Source organism: Brevundimonas sp. S1H14, from assembly GCF_047716865.1.
Taxonomy (GTDB): domain Bacteria; phylum Pseudomonadota; class Alphaproteobacteria; order Caulobacterales; family Caulobacteraceae; genus Brevundimonas; species Brevundimonas naejangsanensis.
Genome location: NZ_CP136679.1, coordinates 3,131,332 through 3,154,692, shown reverse-complemented (window position 1 = coordinate 3,154,692; position 23,361 = coordinate 3,131,332). Strand labels below are relative to the sequence as shown.

Genomic DNA, 23,361 nt, shown 5'->3' with positions numbered 1-23,361 from the left:
GCGCCCGAGGGCGGGATGCAAGCGTCCCGCTGTCCACGATCTGCAGCTTGGCCGTATTTCTTGATGCGCGGTTAATCTAAACGCGGCATTAACCATGTCAGGCGCATCAGCGCCGTGTCGGCTGCCGTCGGCGTTTCGTGACGAGGCGCCACATCTTGCGGTTAACGACACGTTTACACGCTTTATCTGGAAGGATACCGTTCGCGCCATGGGTCGGGAGGCGAATCAGTGACCGCAGCGGCGCCGTGGAGCGTGAAGGGCATCGACCCCAAGGCGCGCGAGATCGCCAAGGATCTGGCGCGTCGCTCGGGCATGACCCTGGGCGAGTGGCTGAACTCCATGATCATGGACGAGCCGGACGAGGACGACGGCGTCGCCACCCTGCCGCGCCGGTCGCCCATTCCTGACCCCTATGACCGCCGCAGCCGCTCGCGCCGTCTGGACGACGTCTATGGCGATGAAGGCCGCCATGAAAACATGGGCAGGATGGGCGCTTCGCTGGAAGTGATCGCCGAGCGTCTGGAGGCGGCCGAACGTCGCTCGACCCTGGCCATTCAGGGCATTGATCAGGCCGTGGCCGGTCTGGTGCGTCGGCTGGAGACGCAGGACGAGGCCGAGGCGGTCAAGGCGCGCCGCATCGACGACATCGCCGAGGAACTGCGCGAAGGTCATCGTCGTCTGCGCCGTCTGGAGCAGGACGCCGGAACCGAGGCGCGCGAGGGGCTGGACAGGCTGGACGCGGCCCTGACCGCCGTCTCCACCCGCCTGTATGAAATGGACGAGCGCCAGCGAGCGGGCGTCAGCGAACTGCGCGACCGCATCGAGGCCGTCGAGAAGGCGGCAGGGCCGGGCGCTGGAACCTCGCTGCTGTCGCAGGTCGGCGCGCGTCTGGACGACGCCCAGTCGCAGACCTCCGAAGCCCTGAAGGGGCTGGAGCGGTCGTTCGCCGCGCTGGACCTGCGGATGCGCGACGCCGAGCGCCGCATCGAGCCGGATCATGCGCGCGAAGGATCGCGCTTTGAAAAGCTGGCCGAGAGCCTGAGCCGACAGGTCGAATCCAGCCGCGCCGAGATGATGCGCCGTCTGGATGCGGCCGAGACCGAAGGACGCGTCGAACGGATCGAGCGCGCACTGGCCGCCATCGGCGATCAGGCCCGCGCCGCCGAGCAGCGCTCGGTCGTCGCCGTCGAGGGCATGGGCCGCGAGATCATGCGCATCGCCCGCAACCTCAACGGTCGGGTCGAAAAGGTTGAGGCGGGAGGCGCAGGGGCGTCCGATAAGCGCGTCGCCGCGCTGGAGCAGAAGCTGGAGCGCGATCTGGCACGCCACGCCCAGGCGGTTGATCAGCGCCTGACCCAGGCTGATGATCAGCATGCTCTGGCGCTGGAACGTCTGGGCGGAGAGATCGCCCGTATTTCCGACAGGCTCGGCGAACGCATCGCCCAGTCGGAACGTCGCTCGGCCCAGGCGCTGGACGACATCGGCCGCCGTCTGGCCGAAAGCACCGACAAGATGCATCAGCGCCACGAGCGCGCCTCGGGCGACCTGGCTGAACGGATGCGTCAGAGCGAGGAGCGCACGGCGCGCCTGCTGGCCGAGGCGCGCGACAGCATCGAGCAGCGCGCCGGCCGCATCGAACGCCGCGACGTTCCGCTGGATAGCCCTGAACCCGCGCCCTGGACCCCCGCTGAGAGCCCCAGCGGCGACTGGCGCGCGGCCGCTTTCTCCGACCCGGTCGAGCCCTGGTCGCAGGACCCGCTGGCGGGCGCCGTTCAGGCCGAACCCTTCCCGACCCAGACTGAACGCCACCCGGACGACGGCGTCTTCGCCGACCCGTTCGAAGCCGACTTCCTGGAGCCGGGACAGAGCGCGGCGCCGTTCGGCCGAGCGCCCGCCGAGACCGCATCGGACTCATCTTCGCTCCATGCGCCGGACGCCTTTGGCGGCGCTGACATCAGCGACATTCTGGCGGCGTTCGAAGACCCGGCGGCCGATGTCTTCGCCCGTCCCGAAACGGGCGCCGCGACGGCGGGTGACCGTCCGTTGACGCTGGACGATGACGACGGTTTTGCGGCGGAACTGGAGTTCGTCGATCCCGCGCCGCGTGCGACGGTCGCTGAGGAGCCGACGACGACGCGCGACGTGCTGGACGCGGCGCGCGCCGCGATGGCGCCTGAGGCCGCCGATGACGGCGCCCGCTCCGGCTTCGGTCTCAAGAAGCGCGGCGGCAAGTCCAAACTGCAGGAGCGTCTGGACAAGCAGGCGGGCCGTCAGGGCTCGACCATGCGCAAGGCCATGGGCGCCTCGGCCGTGGCGGCCCTGGTGGTCGGCGGCGGCTACGCCAGCCTGCAGGTGGCCGAGGGCGCGGGCCTGCGCTTCCCCGGCGTGAGCGTGCCCGGCGTTGCGGCGGGTACAGCGGATGCGGAAGCCGGGCTGGATGCGCCTATCGCCGCTGTGGCGCTGGACGCCGTGCCGACCGAGGCCGTGCCGTCGCCCGAGGCGGCTGCGACGGAGGGGGCCTCTTTGTTCGCTCGCGCCAGTCTGATGCTGAACAACGGCGACGAGGCGGGCGTCGAACCGCTGACGCGTGCGGCCAATCTGGGCTATGCGCCGGCGCAACTGCGTCTGGCCATGCTCTATCAGGAAGGTCAGGCCGGGCTGGCGGTCGATGACGCCGAGGCGCGCGCCTGGGCCCGTCGTGCGGCCGAGGGCGGCGACGCCAAGGCCATGCACCATTACGCCATGCAGCTTTATGACGGGGTGGGCGGCGCCAAGAGCGGGCCGGACGCCCTGACCTGGCTGAAGAAGGCCGCCGAGGCCGGACGCGTCGACAGCCAGTACAACGTCGCCAAGATGCTGGAGCAGGGCGATCAGGGCGTCGCCGCCAATCGCACCGAAGCCTTCAAATGGTACATGATCGCGGCCCGTCGCGGCGATCAGCAGGCCTTGGCCTCGGTGCAGCGCCTGACGCCCGCCCTGTCGGCTGTCGAACGCCGCAAGGCCCGCGAGGCCGCCGACGCCTTCACCGCGCCGCCGCTGGCGTAGAGGCCGCGCGCAAACAGGCGCGGCCGGGGGTGGCGGTTCGCCGCAGGGGCCGCTAAGACCAGAGGCCTAGTCGCCTTTCCGGCGCCGATTGCCTGTCCTTCCAGCCGAAGGCGCGTGCCGTGGATATTTACCTGCCGATCGCCGAAGTCTCGGTGAACTGGCCGCTCCTGGTCATGCTGGGGGCGCTGGTTGGATTCGTGTCCGGCCTGTTCGGCATCGGCGGCGGTTTCCTGATGGCGCCGGTGCTGGTGTTTCTGGGGATTCCGCCGACGGTGGCGGTGGCCAGCCAGGCCAGCCACGTCGTCGCCTCCTCGACCTCGGGCGTCATCCGCTATTCCGGCATGAAGGCGGTCGATTACCGCATCGGCGGCATCATGGCGGTAGGCGGGGCGCTGGGCGCGCTCGCCGGGGTCGAACTGTTCCGCTACCTGCGTCTGCTGGGTCAGGCCGACCTGGTGGTGTCGCTGTCCTACCTGCTGTTCCTCGGCTCCATCGGCGGCATGATGCTGTACGAGAGCCTGACGCAGATCCTGCATCGCGTCCGGGGCGAGACCCCGCCGCGCAAGGAGCGCCGCCGCCCCATGTGGCTGTACGGCCTGCCGTTCAGGATGCGCTTCCCGCGCTCGGGCCTCTATATCAGCGCCATTCCGCCGTTCGGACTGGGCGTGTTCGCCGGGATTCTGTCGGCCATCATGGGGGTGGGCGGCGGCTTCATCCTGGTGCCGGCCATGCTCTATGTCCTGCGGATGAGGGCCAGCGTGGTGGTCGGCACCAGCCTGTTCCAGATCATCATCACGACCGCCATCACCACCGTGCTGCAGGCCGGACGCAACCAGACGGTGGACATCGTCCTGTCGACCATCCTGCTGCTGGGCGGCGTCGTCGGAGCTCAGTACGGCGCGCGCCTGTCGGGCCGGTTCCGCGCCGAAGAGATGCGTGCGGCCCTGGGTCTGATCGTTCTGCTGGTCGGCATCCAGATGGGGCTGGAACTGTTCGTGCGGCCCAGCGATCTGTTCCTGCTGGCGCCGGGGGTGGCGGACTGATGTTTCAGGTTCTGCCGCCAGAACCGCCGCCCCAGATTGCGGCGCCCGAGATCATCATCGAACGCTCGGCCGCTACGACCGAGGAGGTGCGGGTCGCCGCCGCCCTGACCGACGCACGGGTGGATGTGGATTCTGGTTTCCGGGGGGCGTCCATCGTCCTCTACGGCGCCGTGTTCAACCCGACCGACACGCCCGCCGACGTGGTGGTGGTGGTGCGCGGGCCCGACGCGCCGGTGCGTTTGGTCAAGAAGGCGCGCAACATGGGCGTATGGCTGAACAGCCGCCCGGTGTTGTTCGAGGGGGCGCCCGGCTTCTACATGACCGCCTCGACGCGGCCGCTGAGCGACATCGCCGATTTCGGCCAGCTGCGCCGCTTGGGCGTGGGCGTCGACCACCTGCGCATCGACGCGCCGGAAGAGGCCCGCACCGTCACCCGCTATGGCGTGCGCGACGTGGTCGTCAGCCGTCTGGGCGAAGACTATCTGGACTGGCGCCGCGCCGTCATCCGGCTGAAGGAGGCGGCGGCCCTTTACGACACCGACCCCAAGGGGGTGGAGTTCGTCGACCGGGGCCTGTTCCGCGCCGAGGTCAAACTGCCCGCCGTGGCTCCGACGGGGAAGTATTACGCCGAGGTCTGGCTGTTTCAGGAAGGGGCGCCGGTGTCGGTGTCCAACCTGACCCTGACGGTCGAGAAGGTGGGACTGGAGCGCGACATCTATGAGTTCGCCCACCGCCGCCCGTGGAGCTATGGCGTGCTGTGCGTGATCCTGGCGGCGATGACGGGTTATGCGGCGTCGCGAGTTTTCCGGAGCAGATGACCCCTTTTCCGCTCGTCCCGGCGGACGCCGGGATCCAGTTCTTTGGCTTCATGCGTAGGGCGTGGAAATCTTGGACTTCTTTAAAGGCTGAGCACGTGGCTCTCACTGGGTCCCGGCGTCCGCCGGGATGAGCGGGAAGTAGGGGCGAGCGACCGCGTTGTGAGCGTAGCGCCAACAAAAAGGGCGGCCCGCGGAGGCCGCCCTTTCCGTTAGTTTGAGATCCTGCCTCAGGCCGCCTTCTTCTCCGGCGCGAAGCGGCCGTAGAAGGTTTCGTCCTTGGCGGCCATGTCACGCAGGAGCTGCGGAACCTTGAAGCGGTCGCCGTATTTGGCGGCCAGTTCGTCGGCCTTGGCCACGAAGGCCTTCAGGCCCGTCTGGTCGATGAAGGTGATGGGGCCGCCGGTCCAGGGCGCGAAGCCCCAGCCCAGGATGGCGCCCAGGTCGCCTTCGCGCGGGTCGTCGATGACGCCCTCTTCCCAGCAACGGGCCACCTCGACCGCCTGACGATACAGCAGGCGGGTCTTCAGTTCGTCGATGGCGGCCAGGGCCTCGGGGCTTTCGCCGAAGGCGTCGCCCTTGGTGGTCGGGGCCAGTTCGGCCAGGCCCGGCCAGATGACCTTGGGCTTCTGGTCGTAGTCGTAGAAGCCCTTGCCGTTCTTGCGGCCATAACGGCCCTGTTCGACCATGGTGGCGACGATCTGCTCGCCCTCGGTCGGGACATACTTGTCGCCCAGATCCTCGCGGGTCTGCTTGGCGATCTTGTACGACAGGTCGAGCGCCACGTCGTCGTGCATCTCCAGCGGGCCGCGCGGCATGCCGGTCATGCGGCCGACGTTGTCGATCAGCACGGGCGAATAGCCCTCTTCCAGCATGGCCATGCCTTCCATCAGGAAGGTGGAGAAGCAGCGCGAGGTGTAGAAGCCGCGGCTGTCGTTGACGACGATCGGCGTCTTCCTGATCTTAAGGACATAGTCCAGCGCCTTGGCCAGGGCCGCGTCGCCGGTCTTTTCGCCCATGATGATCTCGACCAGCATCATCTTGTCGACGGGCGAGAAGAAGTGGATGCCGATGAAGTCTTCCGGTCGCGCGCTGGCCTCGGCCAGACCCGAGATGGGCAGGGTCGAGGTGTTGGAGCCGAACACGGCGCCCTCAGCCAGTTGGGCCTCGGCGCGCTTGGTGACGTCGGCCTTGATCTCGCGGTTCTCGAAGACGGCCTCGATGACCAGGTCCGAGCCCTTGATCAGGTCATAGTCCGTCGTCGCCGTGACCAGGGCCAGGGTCGTGTCATACTTCTCCTGCGTCATCTGACCGCGAGACAGCCGCTTCTTCAGCAGCTCCTCGACGTGGGCCTTGCCCTTGTCGGCGGCTTCCTGCGTCTGGTCGATCAGCACGGTCTCGATGCCCGCCATGACCTGAACATAGGCGATGCCGGCGCCCATCATGCCCGCGCCCAGGACGCTGACTTTCTTGGGGTCGGACTTGGGCACGCCCGCCGGGCGCACGGCGCCCTTGTCCAGTTCCTGCTTGGACAGGAACAGGCTGCGGATCATGGCCTGAGCCTGCGGCGTCATCAGGGTCTTGATAAAGTAGCGCGTCTCGATGCGCAGGCCCGCCTCGATCGGCACCTGAACGCCTTCATAGACGGCCTTCATCATGTTCAGCACGGCCGGGTAGTTGCCGTAGGACTGCTTGCGCAGGATGGCGTTGCCCATGACGAAGACCTGCATCCCCGCCGGATGGTGCGGTCCGCCGCCGGGAATCTTGAACTTGGGATCGTCCCACGGCTGAACAGCTTTGCCGCCGTTCTTGATCCAGGCCTTGGCGGCCGCGACCGACTGGCCCTTTTCGACGACATCATGGACGACGCCGGCGCCCTTGGCGTCGTTCGGGCGCCAGGACTTGCCCTCGGCCATCTGCATCAGGGCGTTCTGCACCCCGATCAGGCGCGTCAGACGTTGGGTGCCCCCGCCGCCGGGGAAGAGGCCGACCTTGATCTCGGGCAGACCCAACTGGATCTTCGGGTCGTTCTCGACGACGCGATAGTGGCAGGCCAGGGTGAACTCCAGCCCGCCGCCCAGCGCCAGGCCGTTGATGGCCGCCGCCACCGGCTTGCCCGAGGTCTCGAGCTGGCGGAATGCGCCGTTCAGCGCCCAGCCGGTGTCGAACGCCTTCTGCAGGTCGCCGCCGCCGGCCAGCATGCCCGAGGCCATGTCGCCCAGATCCGCACCGGCGCAGAAGCCGGTCGGCTTGCCCGAGGTGATGACCACGCCCTTGATGGCGTCGTCCGTCTTGATCTTCTCCACCAGAGCCGGGATCTCGGCGATGACGGCGCTGGTCAGGGTGTTCATCGAACGGCCCGGCACGTCGAAGGCGACTGTGGCGATGCCGTCAGCGTCGATGTCGATCTTGAAGTTTTCCATGGTCATATGCTCCCGGATCAGACGCGTTCGATGACGGTGGCGGTGCCCATGCCGGCGCCGATGCAGAGGGTGGCCAGGGCGGTGGACTTGTTCGAGCGCTCCAGCTCGTCCAGCACCGTGCCCAGGATCATGGCGCCGGTGGCGCCCAGCGGGTGGCCCATGGCGATGGCGCCGCCGCAGACGTTGATCTTGTCGTGCGGGATGTCGAGCGCCTGCATGTACCGCAGCACTACGGCCGCAAAGGCCTCGTTCAGTTCATACAGGTCGATGTCGCCCGGCTGCATGCCCAGCTTGCCCAGCAGTTTGCGGGTGACGGGCTCGGGGCCGGTCAGCATGATCGACGGCTCAGAGCCGATCGAGGCGCCGCCTAGGATCTTCGCGCGCGGCTTCAGGCCCAGGGCCTCGCCCATTTCCTTGGTGCCGATCAGCACGCCCGCGGCGCCGTCGACGATGCCCGACGAGTTGCCGGGGGTGTGGACGTGGTTGACGCTGGCGACTTCGGGGTAGCGCTGGCCGATCACGGCGTCGAAGCCCATGCCGCCCATCATGGCGAACGAGGGGTTCAGGCCCGCCAGCGTCTGCATGTCCGTGTTCGGACGAACGGTTTCGTCACGATCCAGCTGGACGAGGCCGAGCTGGTTTTTAACCGCGATCACCGACTTGCCGAAGCGGCCTTCGGCCCACGACTTGGCGGCGCGCTTGTGGCTTTCGACGGAATAGGCGTCCACGTCATCGCGGCTGAAGCCGTATTTGGTGGCGATCATGTCGGCCGAGACGCCCTGCGGCACGAAATAGGTCGGGAAGGCCGAGGACGGGTCGGTCGGCCAGGCGCCGCCGTCGGAACCCATCGGCACCCGGCTCATGGCCTCGACGCCGCCGCCGACGGCCATGTTCGCCTCGCCCGACTTCACCTTGGCGGCGGCCACGTTCACGGCCTCCAGACCCGAGGCGCAGAAGCGGTTCAACTGATAGCCCGCCGTTTCCTGGCTCCAGCCCGCCGTCAGGACGGCGGTGCGGGCGATGTCCGCGCCCTGTTCGCCGACCGGAGACACCACGCCCAGCATGACGTCGTCGACCTTGGAGGTGTCCAGCCCGTTGCGGTCGCGCAGCGCTTCAAGGACCTGCGCCGCCAGGCTCAGGGCCGTGATCTCGTGCAGGCTGCCGTCCTTCTTGCCCTTGCCGCGCGGGGTGCGCACGGCGTCGTAGATATAGGCGTCGGCCATGGAGCGTCTCTCTTCTTTGATGTCCCTACCGTTCGCTGCGCGGCAGCGAACTGCTTGAGGGACGGTTGGGTCTTGGTTGGGAGGCGGTGGGCGGACGGGTCCGATCATCGCGTCTGGAATTGAAACTCAGGTCGCTAGAAAGCCGACGTTTACGTCAACGTCAAGTAACAAGGCGCGTGAGGTCGCCAGATGTGAAAAGGGCGGGCCGCTTCATGCGGCCCGCCCTGTCATTTCAGCCTCATCGGCGCGCCAGCCGCACCAGCTTGCCGTTCTCCTCGTCCGTCACGACCCAGACGGCGCCGTCGGGCCCGACCGCAACGTCGCGGATGCGTTCGCCCAGACCGGTCAGCAGGCGCTCCTCGCCGACCACCCGCCCGTCGCGCAGCACCAGCCGGACCAGATGTTTACTGCCCAGACCGCCTATCAGGACGTTGCCCTTCCAGTCCGGGAGCATGGCGCCGTCGTAGAAGACCATGCCGCCCGGCGCGATCACCGGGTCCCAGTAGTAGATGGGCTGGACGGTGCCTTCCTGCGTCGTCGTGGCGCCGGGGATGGCGTCGCCGTTGTATTCGATGCCGTAGGCCGCGCCGGGCCAGCCGAAATTGGCGCCCGCCTTCTCCAGGTTCAGTTCGTCGCCGCCGCGCGTGCCGTGCTCGATGCTCCAGACCGCGCCAGTTCCCGGCTGGACGGCGATGCCCTGCGGGTTGCGGTGGCCGTAGGACCAGATTTCCGGCAGGGCGCCTTCGCGGCCGACGAAGGGGTTGTCGGACGGGACCGAGCCGTCGGCCTTGATGCGGATGACCTTGCCGTGGTGCGAGGCCAGGCTCTGGGCGGTCGGCCGCATCGGCTTGTCCGAACGCTCGCCGATGGTGATGTACAGCTTGCCGTCCGGGCCGAAGACCAGGGAGGAGCCGAAATGCTTGTCGCCGTCGTAGGTGTCCTTGACCTGGAAGACGACCTGCACGTTCTCGACCCGGCTCAGGTCGTCCGACAGGCGGCCGCGCGCTACGGCCGTGCCATTGCCGCCGTTCCGCGGCTGGGCGTAGGACCAGTAGATCGTGCGATCCTGAGCGAAGGTCGGGCTCAGGATCACGTCCAGCAGGCCGCCCTGTCCGCGCGCCGCCACGGCGGGCAGGCCGCTGATCGGAGACCCGATCTGGCCTTCAACGCTGACGACGCGCATGCGGCCGGGCCGTTCGGTCACCAGCCACTGGCCGTCCGGCAGCAGGGCCAGGCCCCAGGGATGCTCCAGCCCCTCTGCGACGACGGCGTGTTGCATGGCGATGGCGGTGCTAACCGACGGCGCGCGGGTCTGGCCTTCGTGCGCGGGCTTCTGATCCGGGTTGTTGGGCGGGCGCGTCTCGACCGGAGCGCCGGTGGCGGCGGGTTGCGCCTCGCTCTGTCCATTGGCGCCGCAGGCGGCGAGAAGCAGGGCGGCGGCGGAAACGGCGAAGAGGGCGGGGCGCATGGCGGCTCCTGAACAGCGTGGCTTTGGACGGCGAAGATGCAGGCTCGCAACGCATTACGCGAGCCGAAAGACGCCGCGACCGATGGTCCCGCACGAAATCCATGTCGAAGCGGCTTGAACCGGACGAAAGGCGGCGATATACGCACCCCTCTCGCGCTCAGGGTCGTTTCGATCCGGCGAGATGCTCCGCATGGGGTTGGGTAGCTCAGATGGTTAGAGCGGTGGATTCATAACCCACAGGTCGGCGGTTCGATCCCGCCTCCAACCACCACGGACTTCTTCATCTTCAGGGTATTGGCTTGCGGCTGGTCTGGCGCGCCCAGCGCGCGGGCTTCGAGGCCGGGGTTCAGTTATTTGGAAGCCTCGATGCGCCGCCGGTGATCTTGCACAGATAGTCGGTCTGAGGGCGGCCGGTCTGCATGCCGCTGGGGGTCAGGACGCCGCCGCGCGCCACGCATTCGGCGTCGAGCTTGTTCATTTCTTCCTGATAGGTCGGCAGGCCACGGCCGGTCGCGCATCCGGCCAGAGCCAGAGGCGCCGCGATGGCGGCGATGAGCAGAAGGGGCGGGCGCATGGGCGTCTCCTTTGGTGCGGCCTTGGGGCGTCAGGGCCGATGGTTCCGCTAATGTCTGCGGGCGGCAAGCGCAAAGCCGGTTCCTGGCTGATTTAACCAGCCAGAACGCCGAGATGTTCCAACAGAATCTTGCTGCCCAGGGCGATCAGGGCCAGGCCGCCGAGCAGTTCGGCGACCTTGCCCAGCCGCGTTCCCGCCGCCTTGCCGATCAACAGGCCGATGCTCGCCATGACGAATGTGGTGAAGCCGATGCAGAAGGCGATCAGCCAGATATTGGCTTCCAGCAGGGCAAGGCCCACGCCTACGGCGCCCGCGTCGATCGAGGTGCCCACGGCGGTCGCGATCAGGGCCAGCAGGCCGCGCGACGCCGCCTTGCCGACGGGAGCGGTCGCCTCGGCCGTGTCATCGTCGCGCTTCAGCGCCTCCCAGATCATCCGGGCGCCGACCGCGCCCAGCAGGCCGAAGGCGATCCAGTGGTCGACCGCCTCGACGAAACCTGCGGCGGCCACGCCCAGGGCGAAGCCGATCAGGGGGGTGATCGCTTCGACTACGCCGAACACCAGGCCGGACCGCAGGGCCTGGGGCAGGGTGGGGCGATGCTGGGCGCCGCGACCGATGGCGGCGGCGAAGGCGTCGGCGGACATGCTGAGCGACAGCACGGCAATGGCGAACGGGGACATCATGATGGAGACGGGAACTCGGCCGGGCGTATGACAGCACGCTCCACGCGCGGGCCGGCCCCACGGGTGCAGCATGCTGGTCTCGCTAGGCGGAAACAAAATCCGCTGATCGCGCCATGCCCCTTAAGGCAAGTATGTTGACGCGATCCCGACTGGGATATGTCGGAAGCTACTCCCCAACGGCCGCCCCTCTAGCGCCTCGTTCGCCGTCTATCAACCCGCACATGGCCCCGAATGGCCAAAGGCGACAAGACGCCCCATCTGTGATAGACGCCGCCGCCTCAACTCTTCGCCGCAGGACATCCGCCCTTGAGCATCACGCTCGATCTTTCGCGCGCCAGCGCTTCAGCCAAGACGCCCGTCAACCTCAGCGGTCTGACGCGTGACGAACTGCGCCAGGCCCTGATCGACGCCGGAATCTGTCCGCCGGAGAAGGCACGGATGCGCGCCTCACAGGTGTGGCGCTGGATTCACCACTACGGCGTCACCGACTTCGCCCTGATGAGCGATATCGGCAAGGACACCCGCGGGGCGCTGGCTGAGGCCTTCACCCTGGCCCGCCCCGAGATCGTCGAGCGCCAGGTGTCCAAGGACGGCACGCGCAAATGGCTGATCCGCACGGCGCCGGGCATTGAGATCGAGACCGTCTACATTCCCGACGTGGGCCGGGCCGGCGCCCTGTGCGTCTCGTCCCAGGTCGGCTGCACCCTGAACTGCACCTTCTGCCACACCGGCACGCAGAAGCTGGTCCGTAACCTGACGACGGCCGAGATCGTGGCCCAGGTCCAGGTGGCGCGAGACGATCTGGATGAGTGGCCCTCGCCCAAGGAAGACCGTCGCCTGTCCAACATCGTCTTCATGGGCATGGGCGAGCCGCTCTACAATCTGGATCACGTCGCCAACGCCATCGACATCATCTCCGACAATGAGGGCATCGCCCTGTCCCGGCGGCGGATCACCGTGTCGACCTCGGGCGTGGTGCCGCAACTGAACGCCTTGGGCGAGCGCACGGCGGCCATGCTGGCGATCAGTCTGCACGCCACCAACGACCCCTTGCGCGACCAGCTGGTGCCGCTGAACAAAAAGTATCCGCTGGACCAGCTGATGGCCGCCATCCGCGCCTATCCCGGCCTGTCCAACGCGCGCCGGGTGACGTTCGAATACGTCATGCTGAAGGGCGTCAATGACAGCCCAGCCGAGGCGCGCGCCCTGATCAAGCTGATCGAGGGCATCCCGTCCAAGGTCAATCTGATCCCGTTCAACCCATGGCCGGGCACGGATTATCAGTGCTCGGACTGGAAGACGATCGAGACCTTCGCCGCCATCCTGAACAAGGCGGGTTACGCTTCGCCCATCCGCACGCCGCGCGGCCGCGACATCCTGGCCGCCTGCGGCCAGCTGAAGTCCGAGAGCGAGAAGCTGCGGGCCTCGGCGCGTCTGAAGGCCGAACGCGACGCGGTCGACGCGGCTTGAGGTCATCGCCCGCCCGGACGCTTTGTCCGCGGACTGTGGCGCGGGCGCCCTAGCGGAAGGGTCAAGCTTTCGGGCAAGGATGTTTTGGTTTCGTTCCTCTTCAGATCGGGAGGCTAGGGTTCGTCGTGATGGAGACCTCGTCGTTGCCGGGCGTGCTGTCGACGCCTGAACTCCAGGCCTTTGCGACGGGCTTTCCGATCCTGATGCTGCATCTGGCCGTGACTTTCGGCCTTCTGGCGGCAGGGGCGGCGGTCTACGCCCTGCTGACGCCGTGGCGCGAGATCGCCCTGATCCGCCAGGGCAACCCGGCCGCCGCCGTGGCCTTCGCCGGGGTGCTGGTCGGGCTGGCGGTCCCGCTGGCGGTGTCCCTTTCGGTGTCGAACTCGATCCGCGACATCGCCATATGGGGTGTGGCGACGGTGGTGCTGCAACTGCTGGCCTTCCGCGTCGTCGATTTCCTGCTGCACGGCTTGCCGCAACGGATAGAGAAGGGCGAAGTCTCCGCCGCCGTGGTCCTGGCCGGGGCCAAGCTGTCGACCGCCCTGATCCTGGCGGCCGCCCTGACGGGCTGAGGGGGCGGCTTTGCGCTTTCCCCACCTTCCCGACTGGACGATCTACGCAGCCGTCATCGCGGTGATCCTGATCGCCTCTCTGAACCGGGGCGAGCGCGCCGACGCCCCTCATGATCAACACGCAGATGAGGCGTCCGGTCCTCTGCTGGGACCAATCACGCCTTTCGATCCTTCCGTCACCGTCGACACGTCCGACGAGCATGAGCCGGTGTCCGGCACGGCCTTCTCCATCGCCGGGGATGGTCGCTGGATCACCGCCCGCCATGTGGTTGAAGGGTGCCGCAAGCCCGCTTTGGTGATCGACAAGACTCGGGCTCTGGCGGCTGACGTGAGGCTGGCGGCGCGGGCGGATGTGGCCCTGTTGCTGACCGACGGCGGACCGCCCGCATTGCCGATCGCGGCCGAGGCGCCGTTGTACAAGGGCCAGCGCGCCTTCCACCCCGGCTTCCCGCAGGGTCAGCCGGGCGAGGTCGCCTCGCGCCTGATCGGTCGCGAAACGCTGAAAATCCGCGGCCACCGCTCCTATGACGAGCCGGTCCTGGCCTGGGCCGAGGCCGGTCGCACGCGGGGACTGAAGGGCACGCTGTCGGGCCTGTCGGGCGCGCCGGTGCTGGATCGTCGCGGGCGGGTGCTGGGCGTGACCATCGCCGAGTCGCCCCGGCGCGGCCGCATCTACACCACGGCGCCCGACACCTTCGTGCCTGCGGTCGGCGCCCAGCAGCGCGCCGACGAAGCGGCTCTGGGTCAAGCGGTGACGACCCAGAACTACGGCGCCGTGTCTGACCGCCTGCGCCGCGACCTGCGCGTCGCCCAGGTGGTGTGTCTGACGACGTGAATGGAGCCTAGCGCGGCGCGCCGTGATCCTTGACCCATTTCGCCTTGGCGGCGTCGATGTCGGCGCGGGGAAGTTGAGACAGGGGCTTGGCGAACTGCCTCAGAAGGATCGCGGCGTTGGCGTCGCCGCCTTCCGCGGCCAACTCGACATAGGCTGCGCCCTGGACCGGGTCGCTGGCGCCGCCCTCGCCGACGAGGATCATCATGCCCAGAGCACGCAGGGCGTGGGCCGAGCCGTTCTGCGCCGCCCGCGCATACCAGAGGCGAGCCTCGGCGAGATCGGGCGTCACGCCCTGTCCCACGGCCAGCATGACCGCCAATGAGATCATGCCGCTTTCGAAATTCTGTTCCGCAGCCTGACGAACGTAGCGGTACGCTGTCGCAAGCTCGGAGGGCGCCCCGCCGTCCAGCAGCAGCATGCCGAGGTTCCATTGGGCGCGCGGATCGCCGCTGTCCGCAGCAAGGGTCAGGTGGGTGCGGGCGGCGTCGACGTCGACCGGCACGCCCCAGCCGTTCTGATAGGCGCGTCCTAACAGGAACTGGGCGTCGACATTGCCGGGGTCCGTCCTGACGGCTGTCTGTATCAGCCGGGTTCCCTTTTTCAGATCCTGTTGGACGCCCGCGCCGAAGAGATAGGCCCGGCCCAGGGGATAGGCGGCGGCCGGCTGATACTTCGCATCCAGACCATTGAGCCAGGCTATGGCTTCCGCATCGTCGGCAGGGTCATCGTTTATCAATCGCCGCATGCCGATGTTCAGGCGGGCGTTCTGCGATCCGTCCCGCAGAGCCTGCGCCCAGAGGCGTTCTGACCGTTCGGGGTCGCCTCCTGTGAGTTCCAGCGCGGAAGCCAGGGAAGCAGCCGCCTCGGGATCGCCAGCGGCGACCAGAGGCTCCAGTGCGGCGATGGCTGCAGAGGGATCGGTCTGGAGCAGCGCCAAGGCGTCGTCCAGAGAGTTCTGCGCGGGCGAGAGCGCCTGTACGGGCGACCCGGCCAGCCAGATCGTTCCGACCGCCAGCAGGGCGGCGTATCCGGTCTTCAGCATAATGCGGTTCTCCGATTTCCAGCTTGGCCGGAAATCGGAGCCCGTGGCAAGCCGCCCCTACTTCAGCGTCGCGCTGTCCAGGTTGAGTTCGGTCAGGGGGATGACCTCGACGTTGGGGTATTTCGCTCGCAGGCCGTCGATGAATTTGGACGCGTCGCCGACGATGACGAGGCTGGCTCGGTCGGTCGGCAGATGCCGAGCGAAGGCGTTTTCAACCTGTTCGGCGGTGACGGCGCGAACCCGCCCGGCGTAGTCGGCCAGGTCGCTCATCGGCAGGTCGTAGAGAGCCAGGCTGGCGACCAGGCCGCCCAGACCGTCCACCGTTTCCAGCGAGCGTCCGAAGCCGCCGATCAGGGTGGCGCGGCGGGGCGCCAGCTCGGCCTCGGTCGCCGCCGTGGTCCCCAGCTTGCCGATCTCTTCAAGGATCAGGTCGGCTACCTCGGTCGCCGTCTCATTCTTGGTCTGGGTCGAGGCGGAGAAGACGCCGGTCTGCTGTTGGGCGCCGACCGAGGAGCGGGCGCCGTAGGACAGGCCGCGCTTGATGCGGATCTCCTGGTTCAGGCGCGAGGAGAAGCCGCCGCCCAGCAGGGTGTTGCCGAGGGTGAGCGGGAAGTAGTCGGCGTCGGTGCGGCTGATCCCGCGAATGGCGGCGACCACGGCGGCCTGACCTGCGCCCGGCTGGTCGATGACGACGACGCGCGGCGCCAGCGCCTGACCGGCCTTGTCGATGGCGGCCGGGGCGGGACCGGCGTCGCGCCAGTCGCCGAAGGCCTGATCCGCCAGGGCGCGCGCCTCGGCCGGGGTCACGTCGCCCGAGAAGACGAGGGTCGCCTGCGAGGGCTGGAACCGCTCGGCGTGGAAGGCCGCCATGTCGTCGCGCGTCAGGCCGGGGATGCTGTTCACCGTGCCTGAGCCGGGTGCGCCATAGGGCGCCGCGCCGTACATCACGCGGCCGACCGACTGGCCGGCGATGGCCCCCGGCTGGCTGAGCGCCACGCGCAGGCCGTCCAGGGTCTGGGACTGCTGCCGCTCCAGCTCTTCCTGGGCGAAGGCCGGATTGCGCACCAGATCGGCCATCAGGGTCAGGGTCCGGCCGAACACGTCCTTGGGCGCATTGGCGTAGACATTGGTGAAATCGGCGCCCGCGCCCGCGCCGATGTTGGCGCCCAGCTGTTCGATGGCGGTGGCGATTTCCGGCGCCGACTGGGTCGTTGTCCCTTGAGTCAGCAGGCTGGCGGTCATGGAGGCGACGCCCGGCTTGTCTGCCGGATCGTGGGCCGAGCCGGCGTTGAAGTTCAGGCGCGCCGAAACCAGCGGCAGGCCCTTGGTCGGGGCGACCAGGACGCGCAGGCCGTTGTCCAGACGGAAGTCGGCGATGGCGGGCGTGGCGGGCGACACCTCAGGTCCCGGCTGAGGCAGGCGGGCGCGTTCGGCTTCGGGCAGCAGGACGGCGACCGGACCGGCTGGCGCCAGAGACGCCACTGTGACCGGGGCGTCGACGTTCTTCTTCTGCTCGCTGGGCGCGTTGGCGTCGTCGGCGGGCAGGTAGTTGATGGTGATCTGGCGCTGCGGCGTCAGATAGCGGCGGGCCACACGCTGCACGTCAGCGGCGGTGACGGCCTGGATCTCGGCGATCTCGCGGTCGGCGGCGGTCGCATCCCCGGTCATGATCAGCGCCATGCCCAGGGTCGTCGCGCGGTCGTCGATGCTTTCACGGCCGCGCAGGGCGTCGGCGACCAGTTCGTTCTTGGCTTCGGCCAGTTCGGCGGCGGTGACGGGCTCGTCGCGCAGGCGCGCGATCTCGACCTCAAGCGCGGCCTTGCCGGTCTCGACCGTCTGGCCGTCGGCCATGATGGCGTAGGCGGCCAGATTGCCCGCCTGCTGGGCGAAGTCAGGGTTGGAGCCCGCCGAGGCGGCGATCTGCTTGTCGTAGACCAGCGAACGGTACAGGCGGCTGCTCTCGCCGGTCGACAGGATGCCGTCCAGCACCGTCAGGGCCGCGCGGTCGGCGTCCTTATAGGCCACGGTGTTCCAGGCCAGGGCCACGGCGGGCAGGGGCACGTTCGGCGCATAGAAGGTGGCGGTGCGCGGGCCGGCGGGCTCGGGCTCCTTCACGTCATTGGCGGGCATGGGCGTCGACGGCCGCTTCAGCGGGGCGAAATACTCGTCGACCCAGCCGTCCAACTGCGCCTGATCGAAATTGCCCGCCACGATCAGCATGGCGTTGTCCGGCCGGTAATAGGTGGCGTGGAAGCGCAGCACGTCGTCCAGCGTCGAGGCGTCCAGCTCCTCGATCGAACCGATGCCCGGACGGCGATAGGGATGGTCCTGATAGATGGTCTCGGGCGCGAACAGGCCGAACAGGCGACCGTAGGGGCTGGCCAGAATCCGTTGGCGGTATTCCTCCTTCACCACGTCGCGCTCGGATTCAAAGGTCTTCTGGTCGACGACCAGAGACCCCATGCGGTCCGCCTCGGCGAACAGGATGCGCTGCAGGTGGTTGGCCGGAACAACCTCGTAATAGGCGGTCACGTCGTCGGCGGTGAAGGCGTTGTTCATGCCGCCGACGTCCTCGGTCAGACGGTCGAACGTCTCGGACGGCATGTTCTTCGTCGCCTTGAACAGCAGGTGCTCGAACAGGTGGGCGAAGCCCGAGCGGCCCGCCGGATCGTCCTTTGATCCCACGCGATACCAGACCTGCACCGTGACGTTCGAGGTCGAGGCGTCGCGCGCTGTATAGACCTCCATTCCGTTGGCCAGCACCCGCTTGTGGAAGCCCAGCGGCGGCACCTGGACGCCGCCCTGGATCGCGGTTGCGCTCGCAGGCGGCGCCTTGGCCCAGGCGGCGGCGGCGGCGGGCAGGCCGAGCAGCAGCGCCGAGGCGCAGGCGGTCAGGATCAGACGATTCTTCATGAGGGCGGCTTTCCAACACCCGCAGTCGAAGAAACGGGCGCTGAAAACCTAACAGGACGAAGCGCCGCCGCGCACCTTACGGAGCTGTAATGAAATCAGGCTTGGCCACAGACCCGCCTCGGGGATGAAAAAGATGTAACTCGGTTATGCGTCGGGACGCTGATATCGGCGAAACAGGACGTTGAGGGACGTCCGTGCGAGGACGCCCATCATGACAAAATATAAGTTCGCGCCCCTTCTGGGGGTGGTTCTGGCCCTGCCCGCAGCCGGGGTTCTGGCGCAGACGCCTTCGCCTGGAACGCAGCCGTCCCAGAACCGTCCCGTTCAGACTCCGCCGCAGAAGGCGGATAAGGACGATCAGCCCGCCGCCGTGGGCGATGTCGTCGTCAGCGCCCGCGCCAATGATGTGCGGACCTCGATCGACTCCATCAGCTATAGTCTGGCCGACGATCTTCAGGCGGCGACCGGGACGCTGGCCGAGGCCCTGCGCAATGTCCCCTCGGTCGATGTCGATCCTCAGGGCAACGTCTCCCTGCGCGGCGACGGCAATGTCACCCTGCTGGTGGATGGCCGCCCGTCGGCCATACTGTCGGGACCGAACCGCGCCGATGCGGTGCTGCAACTGCCGGCTGATCGCTACGCCCGTATCGAGGTGATGACCAATCCGTCCGCCGCTTACAGCCCAGAGGGCTCGGGCGGGGTCATCAATCTGATCACGAAGCCGGTTCCGGCGGCGGTCGCCGCTGCTGCGGCCGCCGGGACGCCGGGCGCGGCTGTCACGACCGGATCGCTGCGCGCCAATGTGGGCGATCATGGACGCTGGAATGTCGGCGCCAGCGGCTCGCGCCAGCAGGGCAAGCTGACCCTGACCGGCGATCTCAGCTATCGCCACGACGAGCAGAGCCTGAGCTTCGGGCGTCTGCGCGAACAGCTGGATGCCACCGGTGCGACCACCGGCGCCACGACGACGATTCAGGACATTGAATCGACTCAGGACGGCTTCTTCGGCCGCGTCGCCGCTGAATACCGGCTGACTGAAAAAACCATGCTGACCGGCGAGGCGCGCGCCAATCGCTTCGACATCGACAGTGATGTGCGCGGCGTGTTCGAGACGCGCGACGCCTCGGGCGCCCTGACGCGCGCCTATACCCGCGATGGCTCGGGCGGCTTCGCCATGAAGGGCTGGGGCGTCACCGGCCGGGTGCTGCACCAGTTCGATACGTCCGGGCACGAATGGTCGAACGAGCTGCGCTATGATCGCAACGATCAGGAGAACGACTCCCTGGCCGCCAACGTCTTCCGCATACCGACGGAGCCGACGGTATATGAGGCCCAACACGGCCTGACCGCGCAGGAGACCATCGGCTTCACCAGCGCCTACACCCGGCCGATGGGCGAGGGCGCCAAGCTGCGCGCGGGCTATGAGCTGAACCTCACCCGCCCGGATCAGGACAATGAGGTCCGGCGCGGACCGGCCGAGAACGCCCTGGCGCTCGTGCCGTCGCAGAGCAACCGCTTCGAGGCGGAGCAGACGGTTCATGCCCTTTACGCCACCTATGAACGCCCGTTCGGCGAGAAGCTGTCCGGCCAATTCGGGTTGCGGCTGGAACAGGCCGACATCGAGGTCGAGGACGTGACCAACGCCGTGCGCGCGTCTCAGGATTATTTCCGCGCCTATCCGACCTTCCACCTGCAGTATCAGCTGACCGAGACCCAGACCCTGCGCGGCAGCTATTCGCGGCGCATCCAGCGGCCCCAGCCGTCGCAGCTGAATCCTTTCGTCATCTATGGCGATCCGCTGAACCTGCGCTCGGGTAACCCGGACCTGGAGCCGCAGGAGACCGACAGCTTCGAGGCCATGTGGCAGATGCGGCGCGGCCAGAGCTTCTATCAGGCCACGGCCTACTACCGCGACACGACCAAGGCCTTTACCGACGTAGCGACCGACGTGGGCGGCGGCGTGCTTTTGACCCGGCCCGAGAATCTGGGCGCCCGCCGCGATCTGGGGATCGAGCTGACCGCCAGCGGCCGCCTGCACCCGACCCTGCGCTACAACGCCAGCGTCAACGCCTTCCGTCAGGAGATCGACGCGGCGGGCATCCCCGGCGGGCGCGACCGCGAGGGCGAGATGGTGAGCGGTCGCCTCAGCCTGAACTGGCAGGCCACGCCCAAGGACTTCGTCCAGCTGATGGGCTTCTGGCAGGGCGATCAACTGCTGGCGCAAGGCAAGCGCGAGGGCGGCGGCATGGTGAACTTCGGCTATCGGCGCAAGCTGAACGACACCCTGTCGCTGCAGTTCACCGCCCGCGACATCCTCAACTCCTTCGGCGGCGACACCGTCTACGACACGCCCCTGTTCCGCGACCGTTCCAGTCAGGACCTGAACCTGCGAGCCTTCTATCTGGGGCTGAGCTGGTCCTTCGGCGGGCCGCGCCGTCAGCCCGAACAGTTCGACTTCTCCACCGGACCGACGGGCGGCTGAGCCCTGTCGTCAGGCTGCGCCCGACGCCCGTCGCCCCTGTGGCGGCGGGCGTTCTCGCTTGGGCCCTTGCGTGTCTGATCGGCCACACCCACCTGTTTTGCGACAGCTCAAGGCGTCGCTTCAGATAAGGGCGCATTGAGTTCAACTCCGCCTCCTGAGGGGAAACCGAACACCATGAATCTCGACGTCTATTCCGACCGCGCCAAACAGGCCGTCCAGTCCGCCCAGTCTCTGGCCCTGGCTCGCCGCCACCAGCAGTTCGCGCCCGAGCACCTGCTCAAGGTGCTGCTTGAGGAGCGCGACGGCCTAGCGCGTAAGCTGATTGATCAGGCGGGCGGCGATCCGTCCGCCGTTGAGCTGGTCACCGAAGGCCTGCTGAAGAAGCGGCCTCAGGTCGAGGGCGGCTCGGGCCAGCTCTATCTGGACGGCGACACCGCGCGCGTCTTCAGCGCCGCCGAAGAGGCCGCCAAGAAGGCGGGCGACGCCTTCGTCACCACCGAACGCCTGCTGGCCGCCATCGCCAAGGAGGGCGGGGCCGCCGCCGAGGCGCTGAAATCCGCCGGGGTCACGGCCAGGAAACTGGACGAAGCCGTCGCCGAAATCCGCAAGGGCAAGACCGCCGACAGCGCGGGCGCCGAGGACAGCTTCGACGCCCTTAAACGCTATGCCCGCGACCTGACCGAGGCCGCGCGCGACGGCAAGGTCGACCCCGTCATCGGCCGCGACGAAGAGATCCGCCGCACCATCCAGGTGCTGGCCCGCCGCACCAAGAACAATCCCGTCCTGATCGGCGAGCCCGGCGTCGGCAAGACCGCCATCGTCGAAGGCCTGGCCCTGCGCATCGTCAACGGCGACGTGCCCGAAAGCCTGAAGGACAAGAAGGTCCTGTCGCTGGACATGGGCGCCCTGATCGCCGGGGCCAAATACCGCGGCGAGTTCGAGGAGCGGCTGAAGGCCGTGCTGAACGAGGTCGCCGCCGCCGAGGGCCAGATCGTCCTCTTCATCGACGAGATGCACACCCTGGTCGGGGCGGGCAAGGGCGACGGCGCGATGGACGCCTCCAACCTGCTCAAGCCCGCCCTGGCGCGCGGCGAACTGCACTGCGTCGGCGCCACCACGCTGGATGAATACCGCAAGCACGTCGAAAAGGACGCGGCCCTGGCCCGTCGCTTCCAGCCGGTCTTCGTCGCTGAACCCACCGTCGAGGACACGGTGTCGATCCTGCGCGGCCTGAAGGAGAAGTATGAGGTCCACCACGGGGTGCGCATCTCCGACAGCGCCATCGTCGCCGCCGCCACCCTGTCGAACCGCTACATCACCGACCGCTTCCTGCCGGACAAGGCCATCGACCTGATCGACGAGGCCGCAAGCCGCGTGCGCATGGCCGTCGACTCCAAGCCCGAGGCGCTGGACGAGATCGACCGCCGCCTGGTCCAGCTGAAGATTGAGCGCGAGGCCCTGAAGAAGGAGAGCGATCAGGCCTCCCAGCACCGTCTTGAGAGGCTGGAAGACGAGATCGACGACCTGCAGGGCCAGTCGGACGAGATGACCGCCCGCTGGAAGTCCGAGAAGGACAAGGTGGGGCAGGGCGCCCAGCTGCGTGAGACCCTAGACCGCCTGCGCGCCGAACTGGCCGCCGCCCAGCGCGCCGGCGACCTCGGCCGCGCGTCAGAGATCGCCTACGGCCAGATCCCGCAGCTGGAGAAGCAGCTCGCCGAAGACGAAGCCCCGGCGGCGGTCGCCGCCCCCCTGACGCCCGAGGTCGTGGACGCCGAGCAGATCGCCGCCGTCGTCAGCCGCTGGACCGGCGTGCCCGTCGACAAGATGCTGGAAGGCGAGCGCGAGAAGCTGCTCAAGATGGAGGACGAACTGGGCCGCCGCGTGGTCGGTCAGGACGAGGCCCTGGCCGCCGTCTCCGACGCCGTGCGCCGCGCCCGCGCCGGTCTGAACGACCCCAACAAGCCGCTGGGCAGCTTCCTCTTCCTCGGCCCCACGGGCGTGGGCAAGACCGAGCTGACCAAGGCGCTGGCGGGCTATCTGTTCGACGACGACAACGCCATCACCCGCATCGACATGTCCGAATACATGGAGAAGCACTCGGTCAGCCGCCTGATCGGCGCCCCTCCGGGCTATGTCGGCTATGACGAGGGCGGCGCCCTGACCGAGGCCGTGCGTCGCCGCCCCTATCAGGTCGTCCTGTTCGACGAAGTCGAGAAGGCCCACCCCGACGTCTTCAACGTGCTGCTTCAGGTGCTGGACGACGGCCGCCTGACCGACGGTCAGGGCCGCACCATCGACTTCAAGAACACCCTGATCATCATGACCTCCAACCTGGGCAGCCAGTATCTGGCCGACCAGCCTGAGGGCGAGGATGTCGAGGCCGTGCGCCCGCTGGTCATGGAACAGGTCCGCGCCCACTTCCGGCCCGAGTTCCTGAACCGCATCGACGAGATCATCCTGTTCCACCGCCTCGGCCGCGAACAGATGGGCGGCATCGTCCGCATCCAGCTGGCGCGTCTTGAGAAGCTGATGGCCGACCGTCGCCTGACGCTGGCCCTGGACGACAGCGCCCTGACCTGGCTCGCCGACAAGGGCTACGACCCGGTGTATGGCGCACGGCCGCTGAAGCGCGTCATCCAGAAGGAACTGGTCGACCCGATGGCGAAGATGCTGCTGGCCGGCGAGATCGAGGACGGCAGCGTGGTGGCCGTGTCAGCGGGCGCCGATGGGCTGGAGATCGGCAAGGCGCGAGTGCATTGATGGTGTGCCCCGG

General features: G+C 68.0%; 15 protein-coding genes, 1 tRNA gene and 1 riboswitch. Of the genes, 9 read left to right on the top strand and 7 right to left on the bottom strand.

The window, feature by feature from the left end; all coding sequences use genetic code 11:
• The first annotated feature begins 228 nt into the window (after window positions 1-228).
• The 3 genes from RSD66_RS15215 (at window position 229) to RSD66_RS15205 (ending at window position 4,906) form a co-directional block, all read left to right on the top strand.
• Window positions 229-3,045: a hypothetical protein gene (locus RSD66_RS15215; RefSeq protein WP_415288518.1), complete on the top strand. Its 2,817-nt coding sequence runs from the start codon at window positions 229-231 to the stop codon at window positions 3,043-3,045.
• Between the two features lie 119 nt (window positions 3,046-3,164).
• Window positions 3,165-4,088, top strand: coding sequence for a sulfite exporter TauE/SafE family protein (locus RSD66_RS15210; RefSeq protein ID WP_346525170.1), 924 nt, complete (start codon window positions 3,165-3,167; stop codon window positions 4,086-4,088).
• On the top strand, window positions 4,088-4,906 hold the full coding sequence (locus RSD66_RS15205) for a TIGR02186 family protein (RefSeq protein WP_024354967.1): 819 nt from the start codon (window positions 4,088-4,090) through the stop codon (window positions 4,904-4,906). The genes RSD66_RS15210 and RSD66_RS15205 overlap by 1 nt, the downstream gene beginning before the upstream one ends.
• Window positions 4,907-5,133: 227 nt before the next feature.
• Here the strand turns inward: RSD66_RS15205 and RSD66_RS15200 are convergent, their stop codons facing one another.
• From RSD66_RS15200 to RSD66_RS15190, 3 genes are all read right to left on the bottom strand, one after another.
• On the bottom strand, window positions 5,134-7,326 hold the full coding sequence (locus RSD66_RS15200; RefSeq protein WP_415289607.1) for a 3-hydroxyacyl-CoA dehydrogenase NAD-binding domain-containing protein: 2,193 nt from the start codon (window positions 7,324-7,326) through the stop codon (window positions 5,134-5,136).
• Window positions 7,327-7,343: 17 nt separating this feature from the next.
• Window positions 7,344-8,549, bottom strand: coding sequence for an acetyl-CoA C-acetyltransferase (locus RSD66_RS15195; RefSeq protein ID WP_003168446.1), 1,206 nt, complete (start codon window positions 8,547-8,549; stop codon window positions 7,344-7,346).
• A 238-nt stretch (window positions 8,550-8,787) separates the two neighbouring features.
• The gene (locus RSD66_RS15190; RefSeq protein ID WP_415288517.1) at window positions 8,788-10,017 is read right to left on the bottom strand and encodes a PQQ-dependent sugar dehydrogenase; all 1,230 of its coding nucleotides are present in this window, start codon (window positions 10,015-10,017) and stop codon (window positions 8,788-8,790) included.
• Between the two features lie 194 nt (window positions 10,018-10,211).
• Here RSD66_RS15190 and RSD66_RS15185 point away from each other — a divergent pair.
• Window positions 10,212-10,288, top strand: a tRNA-Met gene (locus RSD66_RS15185).
• Between the two features lie 75 nt (window positions 10,289-10,363).
• Here the strand turns inward: RSD66_RS15185 and RSD66_RS15180 are convergent.
• Both RSD66_RS15180 and RSD66_RS15175 read right to left on the bottom strand, forming a co-directional pair.
• Window positions 10,364-10,591: a hypothetical protein gene (locus tag RSD66_RS15180; RefSeq protein WP_415288516.1), complete on the bottom strand. Its 228-nt coding sequence runs from the start codon at window positions 10,589-10,591 to the stop codon at window positions 10,364-10,366.
• 92 nt (window positions 10,592-10,683) lie between these two features.
• Window positions 10,684-11,274, bottom strand: a complete 591-nt coding sequence (locus RSD66_RS15175; RefSeq protein ID WP_415288515.1) for a manganese efflux pump MntP family protein — start codon at window positions 11,272-11,274, stop codon at window positions 10,684-10,686.
• A 15-nt stretch (window positions 11,275-11,289) separates the two neighbouring features.
• A riboswitch (yybP-ykoY riboswitch) is annotated at window positions 11,290-11,466 on the bottom strand.
• A gap of 114 nt (window positions 11,467-11,580) precedes the next feature.
• On the opposite strand from RSD66_RS15175, the gene rlmN reads away from it, so the two are divergent.
• The 3 genes from rlmN to RSD66_RS15160 all read left to right on the top strand — a co-directional run bounded on the left by rlmN (window position 11,581) and on the right by RSD66_RS15160 (window position 14,151).
• On the top strand, window positions 11,581-12,744 hold the full coding sequence (gene rlmN / locus RSD66_RS15170; RefSeq protein ID WP_346525163.1) for a 23S rRNA (adenine(2503)-C(2))-methyltransferase RlmN: 1,164 nt from the start codon (window positions 11,581-11,583) through the stop codon (window positions 12,742-12,744).
• A 128-nt stretch (window positions 12,745-12,872) separates the two neighbouring features.
• A complete protein-coding gene (locus RSD66_RS15165; RefSeq protein ID WP_119413732.1) occupies window positions 12,873-13,316 on the top strand; it encodes a DUF350 domain-containing protein in 444 nt (147 codons plus the stop codon).
• A 10-nt stretch (window positions 13,317-13,326) separates the two neighbouring features.
• Entirely contained in the window at window positions 13,327-14,151 is an 825-nt protein-coding gene (locus RSD66_RS15160; RefSeq protein ID WP_024354959.1) for a S1 family peptidase, read from the top strand.
• A gap of 7 nt (window positions 14,152-14,158) precedes the next feature.
• Here the strand turns inward: RSD66_RS15160 and RSD66_RS15155 are convergent, their stop codons facing one another.
• Both RSD66_RS15155 and RSD66_RS15150 read right to left on the bottom strand, forming a co-directional pair.
• A complete protein-coding gene (locus RSD66_RS15155) occupies window positions 14,159-15,193 on the bottom strand; it encodes a tetratricopeptide repeat protein (RefSeq protein WP_415288514.1) in 1,035 nt (344 codons plus the stop codon).
• A 57-nt stretch (window positions 15,194-15,250) separates the two neighbouring features.
• The gene (locus tag RSD66_RS15150) at window positions 15,251-18,106 is read right to left on the bottom strand and encodes a M16 family metallopeptidase (protein WP_415288513.1); all 2,856 of its coding nucleotides are present in this window, start codon (window positions 18,104-18,106) and stop codon (window positions 15,251-15,253) included.
• A 211-nt stretch (window positions 18,107-18,317) separates the two neighbouring features.
• Here RSD66_RS15150 and RSD66_RS15145 point away from each other — a divergent pair, with 211 nt between their 5' ends.
• Complete coding sequence (locus tag RSD66_RS15145) at window positions 18,318-20,588, top strand: TonB-dependent receptor domain-containing protein (RefSeq protein WP_415288512.1); 2,271 nt, start codon at window positions 18,318-18,320, stop codon at window positions 20,586-20,588.
• 174 nt (window positions 20,589-20,762) lie between these two features.
• On the top strand, window positions 20,763-23,348 hold the full coding sequence (gene clpB / locus RSD66_RS15140) for an ATP-dependent chaperone ClpB (protein WP_415288511.1): 2,586 nt from the start codon (window positions 20,763-20,765) through the stop codon (window positions 23,346-23,348).
• Window positions 23,349-23,361: the final 13 nt, after the last annotated feature.